This window comes from Erysipelothrix urinaevulpis (assembly GCF_009828835.1).
Taxonomy (GTDB): Bacteria; Bacillota_I; Bacilli_A; order Erysipelotrichales; family Erysipelotrichaceae; genus Erysipelothrix; species Erysipelothrix urinaevulpis.
In genome coordinates this window covers 28,212-42,292 of sequence record NZ_WTTB01000002.1, presented here as the reverse complement: position 1 = coordinate 42,292, position 14,081 = coordinate 28,212, and the positions used below count along the sequence as shown (strand labels likewise).

At 32.4% G+C, this 14,081-nt stretch carries 14 protein-coding genes; 3 read left to right on the top strand and 11 right to left on the bottom strand.

Translation table 11 applies throughout. The annotated features are described in order from the left end of the window. Positions 1 to 6: 6 nt before the first annotated feature. The 10 genes from GVV10_RS02245 to GVV10_RS02200 all read right to left on the bottom strand — a co-directional run bounded on the left by GVV10_RS02245 (position 7) and on the right by GVV10_RS02200 (position 10,588). Complete coding sequence (locus GVV10_RS02245) at positions 7 to 1,284, bottom strand: nucleotide sugar dehydrogenase (RefSeq protein WP_236261850.1); 1,278 nt, start codon at positions 1,282 to 1,284, stop codon at positions 7 to 9. After that, positions 1,277 to 2,386 (bottom strand): glycosyltransferase family 4 protein, encoded by a 1,110-nt coding sequence (locus GVV10_RS02240; RefSeq protein WP_159519158.1) that lies wholly within the window; start codon positions 2,384 to 2,386, stop codon positions 1,277 to 1,279. The genes GVV10_RS02245 and GVV10_RS02240 overlap by 8 nt, the downstream gene beginning before the upstream one ends. 1 nt (position 2,387) lies before the next feature. Continuing rightward, the gene (locus tag GVV10_RS02235; RefSeq protein WP_159519156.1) at positions 2,388 to 2,981 is read right to left on the bottom strand and encodes a sugar transferase; all 594 of its coding nucleotides are present in this window, start codon (positions 2,979 to 2,981) and stop codon (positions 2,388 to 2,390) included. Positions 2,982 to 2,983: 2 nt separating this feature from the next. Next, positions 2,984 to 4,855: a polysaccharide biosynthesis protein gene (locus tag GVV10_RS02230; RefSeq protein ID WP_159519154.1), complete on the bottom strand. Its 1,872-nt coding sequence runs from the start codon at positions 4,853 to 4,855 to the stop codon at positions 2,984 to 2,986. 49 nt (positions 4,856 to 4,904) lie between these two features. Beyond that, positions 4,905 to 5,645 (bottom strand): CpsB/CapC family capsule biosynthesis tyrosine phosphatase, encoded by a 741-nt coding sequence (locus tag GVV10_RS02225; RefSeq protein ID WP_159519152.1) that lies wholly within the window; start codon positions 5,643 to 5,645, stop codon positions 4,905 to 4,907. Beyond that, positions 5,635 to 6,360 (bottom strand): CpsD/CapB family tyrosine-protein kinase, encoded by a 726-nt coding sequence (locus GVV10_RS02220; protein ID WP_159519150.1) that lies wholly within the window; start codon positions 6,358 to 6,360, stop codon positions 5,635 to 5,637. The genes GVV10_RS02225 and GVV10_RS02220 overlap by 11 nt, the downstream gene beginning before the upstream one ends. A gap of 1 nt (position 6,361) precedes the next feature. Beyond that, positions 6,362 to 7,057 (bottom strand): YveK family protein, encoded by a 696-nt coding sequence (locus tag GVV10_RS02215; protein ID WP_159519148.1) that lies wholly within the window; start codon positions 7,055 to 7,057, stop codon positions 6,362 to 6,364. Positions 7,058 to 7,257: 200 nt separating this feature from the next. After that, positions 7,258 to 8,781 carry a murein biosynthesis integral membrane protein MurJ gene (gene murJ / locus GVV10_RS02210; RefSeq protein ID WP_159519146.1) on the bottom strand — a complete coding sequence of 508 codons (1,524 nt, stop codon included), beginning with the start codon at positions 8,779 to 8,781 and terminating at the stop codon, positions 7,258 to 7,260. A gap of 174 nt (positions 8,782 to 8,955) precedes the next feature. Next, entirely contained in the window at positions 8,956 to 10,272 is a 1,317-nt protein-coding gene (locus GVV10_RS02205) for an AAA family ATPase (protein WP_159519143.1), read from the bottom strand. 139 nt (positions 10,273 to 10,411) lie between these two features. Further along, positions 10,412 to 10,588: a hypothetical protein gene (locus GVV10_RS02200; RefSeq protein WP_159519141.1), complete on the bottom strand. Its 177-nt coding sequence runs from the start codon at positions 10,586 to 10,588 to the stop codon at positions 10,412 to 10,414. Positions 10,589 to 10,761: 173 nt separating this feature from the next. Here GVV10_RS02200 and GVV10_RS02195 point away from each other — a divergent pair, with 173 nt between their 5' ends. Both GVV10_RS02195 and GVV10_RS02190 read left to right on the top strand, forming a co-directional pair. After that, positions 10,762 to 12,150 (top strand): helix-turn-helix domain-containing protein, encoded by a 1,389-nt coding sequence (locus GVV10_RS02195; protein WP_159519139.1) that lies wholly within the window; start codon positions 10,762 to 10,764, stop codon positions 12,148 to 12,150. A 96-nt stretch (positions 12,151 to 12,246) separates the two neighbouring features. Further along, positions 12,247 to 13,032, top strand: a complete 786-nt coding sequence (locus GVV10_RS02190; protein WP_159519137.1) for a TraX family protein — start codon at positions 12,247 to 12,249, stop codon at positions 13,030 to 13,032. A gap of 64 nt (positions 13,033 to 13,096) precedes the next feature. Here GVV10_RS02190 and GVV10_RS02185 read toward each other — a convergent pair whose 3' ends face one another. Then, a complete protein-coding gene (locus GVV10_RS02185) occupies positions 13,097 to 13,693 on the bottom strand; it encodes a Rossmann-fold NAD(P)-binding domain-containing protein (protein ID WP_159519135.1) in 597 nt (198 codons plus the stop codon). 164 nt (positions 13,694 to 13,857) lie between these two features. Here GVV10_RS02185 and GVV10_RS02180 point away from each other — a divergent pair, with 164 nt between their 5' ends. Next, entirely contained in the window at positions 13,858 to 14,073 is a 216-nt protein-coding gene (locus GVV10_RS02180) for a hypothetical protein (RefSeq protein WP_159519133.1), read from the top strand. The last annotated feature ends 8 nt before the right edge of the window (positions 14,074 to 14,081 follow it).

Genomic DNA, 14,081 nt, shown 5'->3' with positions numbered 1-14,081 from the left:
GTCCTCCTATAAACTCCAATAATCAAACTCTGCTCTCATATCACTATACATACCTTTTACATCCAACAATATTTTTGTATTATTTCGGTATAATTTCAATAAATTTTGAGTACTTAATGATTTATATTCTTGATGTGAAACAGCAGCGATAACGACATCAATATCACTTAAATCTTCCACAGCGGTTAATTCGAAACCATACTCCTCTTTAACTTCAAGCGGGTCTGCTTGAGGGTCACATACAAAAACATCAATATCATATTCTTTGAATTCATTCACGATATCTATAACCCGAGTATTTCTTATATCTGGAGTATCTTCCTTAAATGTTAAACCTAGGACAGCGACTCTTGGATTTTTCATATCGATATGCGATTTAACCATTTTTTTAACAGCTGTTTCAACAACATATCGTCCCATACTATCATTTATTTTTCGACCAGATAAAATAATTTCCGGATGATAGCCAACTTCTTGTGCTTTATGAGTTAAATAATAAGGGTCTATACCGATACAATGGCCACCTACTAAACCAGGTGAGAAAGGTAAGAAGTTCCATTTAGTTTGTGCAGCATTCAAAACTTCATTAGTATCAATATCAAGTAAATCAAATATTTTACTTAATTCATTCATAAATGCAATGTTAATATCCCTTTGAGAGTTCTCAATGACTTTAGCTGCTTCAGCAACCTTTATACTCGAGGCTTTATGGACACCAGCCTCAACAACGAGTTCGTAAACCTTTGCAATATAATCTAATGATTCCTGATCACATCCCGAAACCACTTTAACAATATTTTCTAAAGTATGGACTTTGTCGCCTGGATTTATTCTCTCTGGAGAGTATCCAACTTTAAAATCTTTACCATATTTTAGACCTGACTGTTCTTCTAAAATCGGAACACAAATGTCTTCTGTTACACCAGGATAAACTGTCGATTCATAAACGACATAATCACCTTTTTTTAGTACACTCCCTACAGTATTACTTGCACCAATTAACGGTTTAAGATTGGGAGATTTATTTGCGTCCAATGGTGTAGGAACAGCTACAATATGAAAATTAGCATTTTTCAACTCGTTTTTATCTGATGTGAATTTTACTGTGGTATTCTTAATAACATCATTACCGACTTCTTTTGTTGGATCGTATCCATTTATGTATTGATTAACTTTTTCAGAGTTGATGTCAAACCCTATTACATCTGTTTTCTTTGCAAAGGCAACGGCGATAGGCATCCCGACATATCCTAAACCAACTAAACTAATTTTTAAATTATTCATAATTCCCTCCAATTATTTTATTTATTTCTTCCATATATTGATTAACTACAATTTTTCGATCAAATTCACTTTCGACCTTAGTTCTTCCGTACTCTCCCATTTTCTTTCGAGTTAAGAAATCTAGTTTCGAAAAGCTTGTTATTTGTTGCGCAATGTCAGTAGAGTTCTTTGCTTCAAATAAAAATCCATTCTTTTCATGTTCAACTATTTCTTTGCATCCTGGGATATTACTTGCAAGTAAAGGTCGTGCAGAAGCCGCAGCTTCTAAAAGTGAGTTAGACATACCTTCATGATGAGACGGTAGAATTACTGCATCACTTTTTTCAATGAATGTTTCAATTTCTTTTGAATATCCATGATAAATAATATTCTTATGTTGCTGTAACATCTTCTTAAACTTATGTTCAACATTCTCATCGTCAAAATACCCTACGAAATGATATTCAAGTTCTGACGACTCTTGATTAACAATTTCAATTGCGTCCAAATATTCATAGATTCCTTTGCTTTCCATCAATCTACCAAAATATAAAATCTTTTTGGGTGAATTATCGGGATAATTTAAGGGTTTAAAACTATTCAGATTAACGCCAGAACCTGGTAGAACAATACTTTTCTCTTCAATCTTAATTCTAGAATTAAGATAATTAAAATTCGATGTATTTTGAAAGAATACAAGATTTACATTTCGAAATGAATATTTATATAGACTAGTAATTAACTTACTTTTTAAATCCTCTTTTTGAAATCCATTCCCAAGTCCTGTGATATTAGCAATGACTGGAATATCAAATTTTGATGCTGCAATAGCACCATATGTATTGGGTTTTACTGTAAACGTCAATATCAAATCAGGAGTTGTTTGTTCAATTATCTTCTTATATTCTGACAATAGTTTTAGTTCATTCAATGGATTCATACCATGTCTCTCCAAATTACTGTGAAAAAATTCTACACCAATATTTTTAAAATAATCCACATTGTCATCAAGTGGACACGTCATTGTTAAAGCAAACCCTGCTTCAAGTAAACTGTGTACAATTTCTTTTCTGAAGTTATAAGTTGAGCGAGCATCATTTGTAATTATCAAGATTTTTTTCATATTACTCAACCTTTTTCCCCTCTACTACACCATCTGATTTTAAAACTGAGGTAATTGTTCCAAAAAAACATTTCACATCGAGAATAAATCCTAGATTTTCAACATATTCACCATCATAAGCTGCTTTCACATCAATAGGTAGTTCATCTCGCCCTTTAATTTGCGCTAGACCCGTTAAACCAGGCTTTATATCATTAGCTTTATACAGGTCTCTTGCATCAATTAAATCGTATTGATTCCATAATGCTGGTCGAGGACCAATGATGCTCATTTCCCCTTTTAATATATTGATTATTTGAGGTAGTTCATCAAGACTAGTTTTTCTTAAAAATTTTCCGACCTTCGTAATCCAATAATCAGGGTCTTCTAGCATATGCGTCGGCATATTTTGTGGTGTGTCAATTCTCATTGTTCTGAATTTTAGAATATTAAAATGTGTTTTATTAATTCCAATTCTTTTCTGTTTGAAAAAGACAGGACCTCTCGAATCAAACTTAATTAGGATAATTAATACTAAAAAAACTGGTGATAATACAATGAGACCTATTAAGGACAAAATAGTATCAATGAAAGGTTTCACTATCTTTAAATACATAATTATTGTTCCTCCTTTTCAGTCTTAGGTTGATTAACCACATTGGCATCCACAAATGTTGGGACAACATTTTTAAGTGCTTGAATCGCTGCATCTGGGCCAACAGTTAGTGATTTCTCTAGTGTTTTTATGCTTTTTTTAATTTCTTCTTCGCTAAAATATATTGGATTCGCAATATAAATTAAATCATTTTCTGTTTTTTGTAATCCTTCTTCTGCCATTAATAATTCCTCAAATAGTTTTTCACCCGGTCTTAAACCAGTAAATTCTATTTCGATATCAACGTAGGGTTCATAACCCGATAGTTTTATGACGTTTTCTGCTAATTGTAATATTTTGACTGGTTCCCCCATATCAAGAACAAATATCTCTCCACCATCCGCGTAAGTTGCAGCTTGTAGAATTAAGCTGACTGCTTCGGGAATTGTCATAAAGTAGCGAATAATATCAGGATGTGTCACCGTTACTGGACCACCTTGTTTAATTTGTTTTTGAAATAAAGGAACCACAGATCCATTAGATCCCAAAACATTTCCAAACCTCACAGCAACAAAATTTGTTTGTGATGTTTGATTAATTGATTGAAGCATCATTTCATTGAATCGTTTCGTAGCACCCATGACATTCGTTGGGTTAACCGCTTTGTCTGTTGAAACATTCACAAATTGTTTTACATTATATTTATCCGATAATTTTAAAAGATTACGAGTACCTAAGATATTATTTTTGATTGCTTCTTTGGGAGCATATTCCATTAACGGAACATGTTTATGAGCTGCTGCATGAAAGACCATATCAAAACTATATTTTGAAAAAATACGTTCTAAGGTATCTTCTTCTCGTATCGACGCAATTCGAGCAACACAGTCAAAACGGTCAAGATCACCACTTCTAAATTTCATTTCAAGTTCCTGTTGAATATCATAAAGTGCTGTTTCAGAGATATCAACTAATACAAGAGCCTTGGGTCCATAACTTGCAATTTGACGAACTAATTCACTTCCGATTGATCCTCCAGCACCTGTCACTAAAATTGTTTTATCCGTAATAATTGTATTGATTTCTGAACAATCGACTTGGATTTCAGGACGCTCCAGTAAATCAGATATTTCTAAACTACGCAGTGAGTTTTCAACACCGTTATCTTTCATTAAGTTTTGAACGGAACCAACAGTTCGAACTTTTATACCAAGATTTAATGTGTGTTGCATAATCTGTTTTCGTTTCTTATAATCGGCGCTTGGCATAGCCACAATAACTTCAGTAGCAGATTGTTCCTGAATAACTTTAGGTAAAATTTTGCGATTACCAAAAACAGTGAGACCAAGGATTGTTTTACCTTTCATTTCTGGATTATCATCAATAAATCCAACAATATATTCAGTTAAATTAGGATTTTCAATAAATTCTCGAGCTATTAAATGACCTGCACTTCCTGCCCCATAAATAATTATTCGTTCATTTTTATTTAGTATTCGTTTGTTACGCAGAGACTTCCTTCGATAAACTCGATATGAAAACCGCATAATTTCTTGAAGGAGTGTCATAATACCAAATGAAATTAAAATTATTCCTATTGAAATACCTGGAAAAAGTCTTGCCAATCTAAAAACAATGATGATGATCATTGAAATAAAGTTTGCTACAATGACACTCAACGCTTCATCAACACTAATTCTTGACCAAACTGTTTTATCTGTCTTAAAAACTTTGTATAATATGCCGTGGATTAGTGCAATATATGGTAAAAAAGACTTGATTGTTTGGAAATACTCGATAAAACTTTCCTGCAAATCAAATCGGATGGCGGTCGCGAAAAAATACGACACAATAACAATTAAAACATCCACGATTAATAATATAAAACTTCTCATAAAATCCCCATTTCTTCCCCTATTACTTATAAAAAACTTTTTTATTAATTTAAATATATTTTCCTAAAATCTTATTAATTCTTTTTCTAGTTCCTGGCTCAACCCATTGATTATGAATTAGTGTCTGAGCGTGTTGATTATACTTTGTGATATTAAAATCAGTTTCAAGATCTTGATAGTTAATTTTACGCTTACCAAGCCCATGTGCATCACTACCCACAAAGCTGATATATCCCTTTTTAAAACATGCTTTCATAAACGAGTCTAATCCATTGATGATCGTTTCATTATTCACTTGGAATAAAACACCAATTTCAGCTAAATCATGAAGCAACTGTGTGTCATCTCTTAAGATAGCATACCGTTCCATGTGAGCTAAGATTGGATTGTACCCTTGATAAATTAATTCCTCAAAGAATGGCAAGATACCATTAGGAACAGTTCGTGTAGGTAACTCGATTAGAAGATAGTCAGTCCCTTCAATAATAAATGGGCTTAGATCGATTTCTAAAAGTTCATGTCGGAAATACAACTCAGCAGATTGCAGAACTTGCAAATTAACATCAACATTACTTAACGAGTTTCTTAATAGTTCAATATGCTTATCCCTAACACCAAGAAAATTTTCTAGATTATCCTTGACTATGTCAAAATGAGGAGTAGCCACAACGGTTCCTACTCCTTGCTGTAAATACACTCGCGCCATTTCTAAGGATTCGCTAAGGTCCTTTGCCCCATCATCGATCCCAAAGAGTATGTGTGAATGTATATCTACTAAATTAGTCTCCATAATAGTAGTAGTGCTGCGTGGCACTTCCTGCCTTTGCGTTTTTCGAAAGATCATAATTATTCAAGACAACACCAAGGATATTTGCTTTAACTTGTTCTAAATTATGCTTTGCATGAAGTACTTGTTGTTGAGTTGAATAGGCTTGACGGACAACTAAGATAACGCCATCAACAAATTCACTCATAATTGATGCATCTGTTACCACCCCTGCAGGTGGTGTATCAATAATAATATAATCATAATCACTTCTTAAATTGTTAATCATATCTGGCATGTTTGGCGATGCTAAGAGTTCTGCCGGATTAGGTGGTCGTTTCCCAGACATCATTAAGTCAATATTTAAAATCTCATAATTACCAATTGCATCCGCGATCGTTGCTTGTTTTGTGACCACTTCACTTAAACCAGGCATTGTTCCAGGTCGAACCTTTAAATACCGCTGTAATGAAGGTTTTCTTAAGTCTGCATCAATCAACAAGACTTTATTATCATCTTTCGCTAAGGTAATGGCAAGGTTAATCGCAGTTGTAGACTTGCCTTCAGATGGGATTGCAGAGGTAATCAAAAATACTTTGGAATCAGTTGATCCCGATACATATTTCAAACTTGTTCTTAATGAGTTAAACGCTTCTACAAATGGAAACGGAGAGCGTTCATTAATAACTTGAGTTGTTTTTCGATTGCTTTCTTTCGGTTTTCTAAATCGTTTAATCATCTTAACGTACCCCTCTTACTGAATCCACATTAGGAACAATTCCAATCGTTGGAAGTCCTAATATTTTCTCGATTTCTGTTTCTGACTTAAAAGTATTATCCAACAAATAAGAAACAATAAAATATCCACTTGATAATACAAGCCCTAAGATTGCGGAAAGCATCAAATTTTTACTCAAACTTGGAGAAACTTTGTTTGAATTCATTTTAGCATCAGAAATTACTTTTACTGATCCTGCTTCAACTTTCTCTTCAATTATTTTTGGGGATACTTTAACTAACTCTCCAGTTATTTTATAGGCTCGTTCAGCAGAAGTATCTTTTGTAACAAGTTTAATAACTTGACTGTTATCTACAGGAGAAACAGTTATTTTTTTACTAAGTTCTTCAGATTTCATATTCAATGATAAATTTTCAATTACTTGGCCTGTAACGTTATCAGATTTAATAATAATTGAATAAACATTGGCTAAATTACGAGCTGAGTTCATTTCATCAGCTGATACGTATGCTCCTTCTTCACGTTTATTATTAACAATTACAGTTGCCTCACTCGTATAAAGTGGTTTCACCATCAGTTTTGTGTACAAAAAACCAAACACAACAAATACCGCAGTTACTCCAAGAATAACAAGTACTTTTTGCTTTAAAACATTGAAAATTTCAACTAGGTTTATCTCTTCTTCTACGCTTTTCATTTCATTAATATTAGTCATAAAAATTAAACATCCCTTCTGTCACTCATAAAATTATAGCATAAATATTTTTATTTAATAGACAATTAGTGACAAATATCAAGCCTTTCAATACGAACGATATAGATAATAAATTCAATTTGTTTAAAATATGTAAAAAAAAATAAAAAGCATTCAATTTATTATCGAATGCTTTTTGAAAATTATTTGATTTTACTTAAGATAATATCCAGTGTTTCATCAAATTCCGGTATTTTCATAAAGTACATCGTACCAATGTATGTTACAGCACCAACAGCTACTGAAACAAAGAGACGAATGGTTGAACTTGAGATAATTGATCCTGCTTTGTAGTAAACAAGATAAACAAGCAACGCCATGAGGAGTCCTGAAAATAAGGTCTTCATCGCAGAAATTGTAAATTGTTTAAGACCAATACCTGGTAATTTACGATGTAGACTCACATAAAGCAAGGCCACAGATACTAAGGCTGAAAGACTTGTCGCTAGAGCAAGACCTGGAACACCATAACGTGGGGCGAAATATAAGTTAAGCCCTAGATTAACTGCAACAGCAATAATACCACTGATAACAGGGGTAAATGAATCATGCATTGCATAGAAGGTTCGAGTTAAAACATCTCGTAAACTATAACCAACGGTTCCAATGGCATAGAAGAATAAGGTTTGAGACGTTAAAACTAAAGCAGCAGGGTTTTTCTTAAATTCCCCTCGACCATAAAATAGATTGGTTACCGGATCTGCTAACGTCATCAATCCAATGACCAGTGGAATAATGATAATAAACACCATGGTCATAATTTTAATCACTGTTTTCTTCATGGAGTCTAAATCATTCGATGCTGCTTGTTTTGTTAATGTTGGATACATGACCGTCGTAATCGTGGTTACAAACAAACCATAGATTGAATCACTAATTTTTGAACCATAGTTTAAGATCGATATGGCACCTGTCATAAGATCTGATGCAATGCGTCGATCAATGATCGTATTGATATGATTAATGGAAGAACCTAAGATTATCGGTACAGCCATGACTAACATCGGCTTTAGATAAGGATCCTTTAAATCAAACTGTAGTTTAAACTTATAGCCTGCTTTGTTACGAGCAACAAGGTATGAGAACAACGCTTGAGCCGCTGCCGCAATTGTAATTCCGTATGCAAGCGCCAATGGTGATGTTTTACCACTAATAATAATTGAAGTAATAATTACAAAGTTCATAATGAACCCTGAAATTGGCGAAACTAAGAATCGATTATGATACTGGTGATAGCCATTCATAATATTAAATATCCCTGTAAATAAGATAGCAAAGAGCGAAACTCTAGTAAACATGACCGTAACTTCTAAAGACTTACCTGTAAACCCCTTCGCAAAAATCCACACTAACTCCTCAGTAAACATTAAACCAAGACCTGTTAGAATTATGGTTAAGACAAAAATAATATTCATGATATTATTCAGATATTCATCTGCTCTTTTTTCACCATCATCTAAATAGATGCGACTATAGATTGGGATAAAGGTAGAAACTAGTCCCGTCGCAACAATTCCAAAGGCTACTGTTGGAATTAAGTTGGCTGTATTGTATGCATCAGTATAAATTCCCGCCCCATAAAAATATGATAAAACTGATTCTCTTAGAATCCCTAAGACTTTTGAAACCATCATAAAAATCGTTAACAGTATCGTATTCTTTCTCATAACTTCCTCCTTGATGATTCACGCTACGTTTAATAGTACCACTTAATCATTATAAAACATGAAATCTAAATGAAATTATAAATACTGGCGTTAAAATATTCCATCAAGACTTCCACATCTTACATTAAAAAAGCCTTGGTTAAAGGCTCTTTTAATGTTTCTTAAAAATATAAACTACTCTTTTATACCGTATTTATTTTGTGTGAAATTGTGGATATCAAGGTTATCCATGTCATTTCTGTAGTTCGTAATCTCTCTAAATGGTAATTTACCATATTGGGGAACTTCAGTATAGACACCTTCAATGTATCGTTTTCTAATATTATGATTCGCTCTAATGGATGCTATATCACTTAATGAATCAATGTAGTGACTACCATTTCGATAATGAACGATGTAAATAGAGTTCGGATCAACAATTTCCAGAGCATCAAGACCATTAAGGCTAACAATTACTTGTTGCTCAAATTCAATCATGACTGAATTTATCAAGTGTTCCAATGTTTTATATTGAACATTTTCTGTAAAATCATCAACCATCACAAACTTACCTTCATACATACTTAACAATGCATAGGAAAGATAAATCATATTTTTAAAACCATTCGAAAAATTATCAGAGCAGATTTTCACAATTTCATTTCTAAACTTCTTCTTCAGACAAATTTCCATTTTAAATTGATCCTCATCTACTTTAAAAGTATCAATTTCTATTTCTTCAATATGAGGATAAAAATAATTAATCAAACCATTTAAAAGTGGTAACGCTGTCTTCAACCTTGTCTTTGTATACTCATCAACAATACCACTGGGTCCATCTAACTTTATATCTAAAAAGAAATTATAATAATCTAAACCGTAAAAATAACCAGGTACACTCACAAATGAATCAGCAATAAAATTTATTAAATTCTTTAGATCTTCTTTAACATGAATATTATTCTTCAACACAGCAAATGATAGAATCCCTAAGAGTGTGTATTCATGATCATGTTTTTCAATAAGACTACGCACCCAAGCCTCTTTTTTATTCAGAATAATACCATAACCAAATTCAAGTGTTTTTTTATTATATTCATAAAACATCAATTTTTTACGACTTGTTCGTTTATAAAGGCTCTCGTGAAGTAAGCCACCATTATCATCAAACTTTAAATTATAAACCAAACTATCACCATTAATTAAAAATTCGTATTCTAAAGACATCGAATGATTAAAGCCTATCGTCTTGAAACCATTAACTTCTTCAACCAAATTGAAGGCTTCAATTGAATGAGCATGTTTAAAATTATAATGATTAAGATGATCATTAATTAATAAACCCATTGTCAATTTCTTAATGAAAGCAAACGACTCTAACAACGCTGTTTTACCTGATCCGTTTTCTCCAACGACAAATACTTTTTGTTTAATTGTTCCTCGTCCATCTGTAAAAACAACTTCTTGATCCTCAAAACAAGAAAAGTTTTTTAAATGTAACCGTTTTATCATGATTATCACCACCTAATCTTATTGTAGTCAATTCGACATGTTTTAGGATGATTCGGTTCGAAAGACCATGTTTTTGTCATAAACAAATAAAAAAATCTTCAAACCGAAGATTATTTCTATTAAACACGATATCATATTGTTATGGTGTGCGCGAAGAACCTTGCGTTTTCGCAGTCATCACTGGATCCTTTGAAACAGAAGACGCTGTCCAAGGTGTTTCATTATCTTTTTTTCTTGAATTAACACTTAATAAAGAAAAAGCCAACACACCTAAAACAAGTAAATTGACAATGATTAAGATTTTAAACTTTTTCATTTTTTTATCCTCATTCCCTAACTCATACCCTAGTAATTATATAGACTTTTTAGTATAATGCATCATCATTTTTTTTCTTTTTACAAAAAATATGATTATTTTCATAATTTAAAGCGTTTTCACGCTATAATAAGAGATACCAAGAATACCATGTAGAAGATGGAGGAGATTTTGTGCAAAATTTAATCGAAAATCCGATTAGACGCGAGATGAATATAATTAAAGCACTGGTATTAACTGAGAAAACAATGAATGACACTGACGTAGCAAACCTAAATAATACCTCAATTGCTACTGCTCGCAACGATATCATGTGTGTAGTTGAAGATTACAGTGATGTATTTAACATAAAAAAAACAGGATATACATTAGAGTTTACGAAGAAAAGTCCAGCAATCTTGCAAATGGTGCTTCAAGATTTACTTAAACACTCAACAAACATTCAATCCTTAACGTTATTTTTCTTTAACCCCTTTGAGAACCGACTTTTTTACTGCGAATCATTGGGCATTAGTGAAGCCAGTTTTTATCGAACGGTCACAGAAATCAATAATGTTTTACAAATGTATGATTTTAAAATCGTCCATAAAAACCATGGCTATTTTATAGAAGCCAAAGAAGAACTGCAATTAAGACGGTTCATGGTCTCGATTATATCTGAATCAATGCCACCTGAAGAAATATTTATTGACTTGCCTTTTATGACACTTTATACGATTCTCTATACCATGACACTTGAGCACTTACCGTTTAAATTTGAACTTCAGTTTTCTTATTATACTTATTTTACCTATATTTCTTTATTCAGAGAAACCCAAGGGTTTAATTTAAACGATGATACCACTGATATCGTTTACAAAGAAATGGACCAACTTAAACCATTTTTCCCAGAACTTGAACATAATCATTTACTGAGAATCCGTCAATCTCTTTATTATCAGTTGATTCCATGGTCCAATGAGCAAGAGAAATATGATATTATCGAGTCGATTGATGTCATGATTAAAGAAGTGTTTGATCTCAATAAAATCAATTATGACCTTGATACATATAACCGCTTAATGTTCTCTAGCATTGTAATATACGCTAGTTTTAATACCTACCCCAATGTCTATACGCTTGTTTTTGATCGGATAGAAATATTTACTGATCAATTAAAAAGACGAAGACCACGATATTATTATCGCTTTGTCGAAACAGTCTACAACACAAAAAACATTCTTGAATTAGATTTAGATCCTTTGGTTGACCAATTACTCTTTTGGTTTCATTTAATTAGCCCTGACCTCTACCAAATTGAAAAAACAGTGACCACTAAAATCTATTCCGATATTGGTCATGATCATAAACTATTTTATGAGAGCGTCATTCAAAAGATGTTTGAAAATATTGTTATTTTAGAAAATGATGTTGAAGATGATCCTGATTTTATTATTTCAAACTTTCACATCGACAATCCACTCATTCCATCGATTATAATTCGAGACTATCCCTTAAAAGAGGATTTATTAAATATCTATAATTTCATTCAAAAATCTGTAACCAGTGGTTGTATTGAATAAGTGAGTGATTCTTAATCAATTCTTAAGAAGTCCTCAAAACATCTTAATAAACTCCTTGCTATAATGACATAGGTCACATATAGAAGGAGTTTTTTTATGAAACAAATTATACACAATAAAGGTTTTACTGCTTATCAATTAAAAATTGGCGCATTATTTTTTATGATTCTCGATCATTGTCATACCTATCTTGGAATTGGACCAACATGGATTGCACTCTTGCCACGTTTTGTTGCTCCCTTGTTCGTTTACTTCCTCGTCGAAGGTTTTCACTACACCTCAGATCGGCGTAAATATTTTACTCGCGTAGCTATCTTTGCCACCCTAATGTTTATTGGCAATATCTCAATCAATTATTATTTTAAAAATGTGGATCCAATGACAAATCAAATGACACTTTATTCCTTACTTCAGGGAAACAATATCTTTTTTACCTTATCACTACACTTGCTTCTCTTAGGCTGTATCGAACGATTTAAACGTGTTAATGCTGCACATCGTTTAATCTATGCTGTGGCATTTATTCTAATCACGTTCGTATCCCTTGCTTTTAGTGAGGGAGGATTATATTTATATCCAATTCTTTTCTTGAGTTATTCATTTATGAACGATAAACAAACTTTATCAGCTGGCATCATCGCTTGGTCCCTCTTGTTTTTTATCAAAGCTATTATTACATACGCAACCGGTGCTTCAGGTATTTCACTGATCGATACCCTATTATTTAACAATGAATGGGCCATGGCCTTTGTTGTTGTTCCATTACTGTTATACTCGAATCAAAGAGGTCGTAACGACAGTTTTTCAAAATGGTTGTTTTATATTGTGTATCCTGCTCATCTATGGATCCTTATGATTCTTCGTTACTTGATTATCGCTTAACCTAGAACGAAAAAAGAACTTTCTCTGACAATTGGAAAGTTCTTTTTTCATCCTAAATTAACATTTAATTTTTCTTTGATTGAACAAATTCATGCCATGTCATAATTTCAATATCACAGTTTTTAATAGGATATTTTTTATGACTTGGTTTTTGACCATCAAAAACACGGTAGTAAGATTCAATCGAATCGTAGGCTATTCCTTTTAATTCTAAATTTAACGCTAGTGTTTCTTGACTCAACCATGCAGTCAAGACCTCATTAACATTCTTTTTACTCATGACTGTAAAATCTTTCTTTGATAATTCATATTCATCAATCATTGTTTGGTATAGCATTTCCATAAACATAGGTAAGCGAATAAAACTTTGCTTAGTATCAGGATACATTTTTAGATATTTTTTAAGTTCTGATAGTTCAGTCAACTCAACATCATCTTGATTGAAAGCTTCTAAAACAACAATGTGCTCAACACCAACTTCAACAGCACAATCAACAAACCGCTTATTTAAATCACGATACTCAATCGATACTTCATCAAAAACTAATCGTTGAACACCTTCAAGGTTTTTAATCATATCATCATAATCAAGCATGACGTCTAAATCACTGACAAACGAAATATTTCGATTCATTAAATTATTCTTTAGTTCTTTGTACATAATGACCTCTTTTCTATATTATTGTAGGGTATATTTTCACAAATGTAAATGCAATCACCTCACTCCTTTTATCAATTACAAAATTGTGCAATTATATTGGTATATACCATTGTTTATTGTTTATCTTTTTGGTAACATTAGGTGGTATAGAAAGCGGGGTTATTATGATTATTGTAAATAGTCCATTAATGCAAGATGAAATCAAAGCTGCGGTCGAAGCCATCGAATCGCCAACATTTACATTTGTTAAAAAGGACGGAATAAGATTATATTTTGAAACAGAGAGTGAGGACTTGGAAGCCGCAGTTAAAATTGCAAAAACAGAAATTAAAAACATGCCTAATGCAACTGCCCTATTCTTCTCAGTTGTTGCAGGATAAATTAAAAA

Excerpts from the sequence above, each read along its gene's own strand:
- GVV10_RS02245 (WP_236261850.1), bottom strand. The coding sequence starts at position 1,284 with ATGAATAATTTAAAAATTAGTTTAGTTGGTTTAGGATATGTCGGGATG.
- GVV10_RS02230 (WP_159519154.1), bottom strand. The coding sequence starts at position 4,855 with ATGAGAAGTTTTATATTATTAATCGTGGATGTTTTAATTGTTATTGTG.
- murJ (WP_159519146.1), bottom strand. The coding sequence starts at position 8,781 with ATGAGAAAGAATACGATACTGTTAACGATTTTTATGATGGTTTCAAAA.
- GVV10_RS02190 (WP_159519137.1), top strand. The coding sequence starts at position 12,247 with ATGAAACAAATTATACACAATAAAGGTTTTACTGCTTATCAATTAAAA.
- GVV10_RS02205 (WP_159519143.1), bottom strand. The coding sequence starts at position 10,272 with ATGATAAAACGGTTACATTTAAAAAACTTTTCTTGTTTTGAGGATCAA.
- GVV10_RS02185 (WP_159519135.1), bottom strand. The coding sequence starts at position 13,693 with ATGTACAAAGAACTAAAGAATAATTTAATGAATCGAAATATTTCGTTT.
- GVV10_RS02220 (WP_159519150.1), bottom strand. The coding sequence starts at position 6,360 with ATGATTAAACGATTTAGAAAACCGAAAGAAAGCAATCGAAAAACAACT.
- GVV10_RS02215 (WP_159519148.1), bottom strand. The coding sequence starts at position 7,057 with ATGAAAAGCGTAGAAGAAGAGATAAACCTAGTTGAAATTTTCAATGTT.
- GVV10_RS02180 (WP_159519133.1), top strand. The coding sequence starts at position 13,858 with ATGATTATTGTAAATAGTCCATTAATGCAAGATGAAATCAAAGCTGCG.
- GVV10_RS02200 (WP_159519141.1), bottom strand. The coding sequence starts at position 10,588 with ATGAAAAAGTTTAAAATCTTAATCATTGTCAATTTACTTGTTTTAGGT.
- GVV10_RS02225 (WP_159519152.1), bottom strand. The coding sequence starts at position 5,645 with ATGGAGACTAATTTAGTAGATATACATTCACACATACTCTTTGGGATC.
- GVV10_RS02240 (WP_159519158.1), bottom strand. The coding sequence starts at position 2,386 with ATGAAAAAAATCTTGATAATTACAAATGATGCTCGCTCAACTTATAAC.
- GVV10_RS02235 (WP_159519156.1), bottom strand. The coding sequence starts at position 2,981 with ATGTATTTAAAGATAGTGAAACCTTTCATTGATACTATTTTGTCCTTA.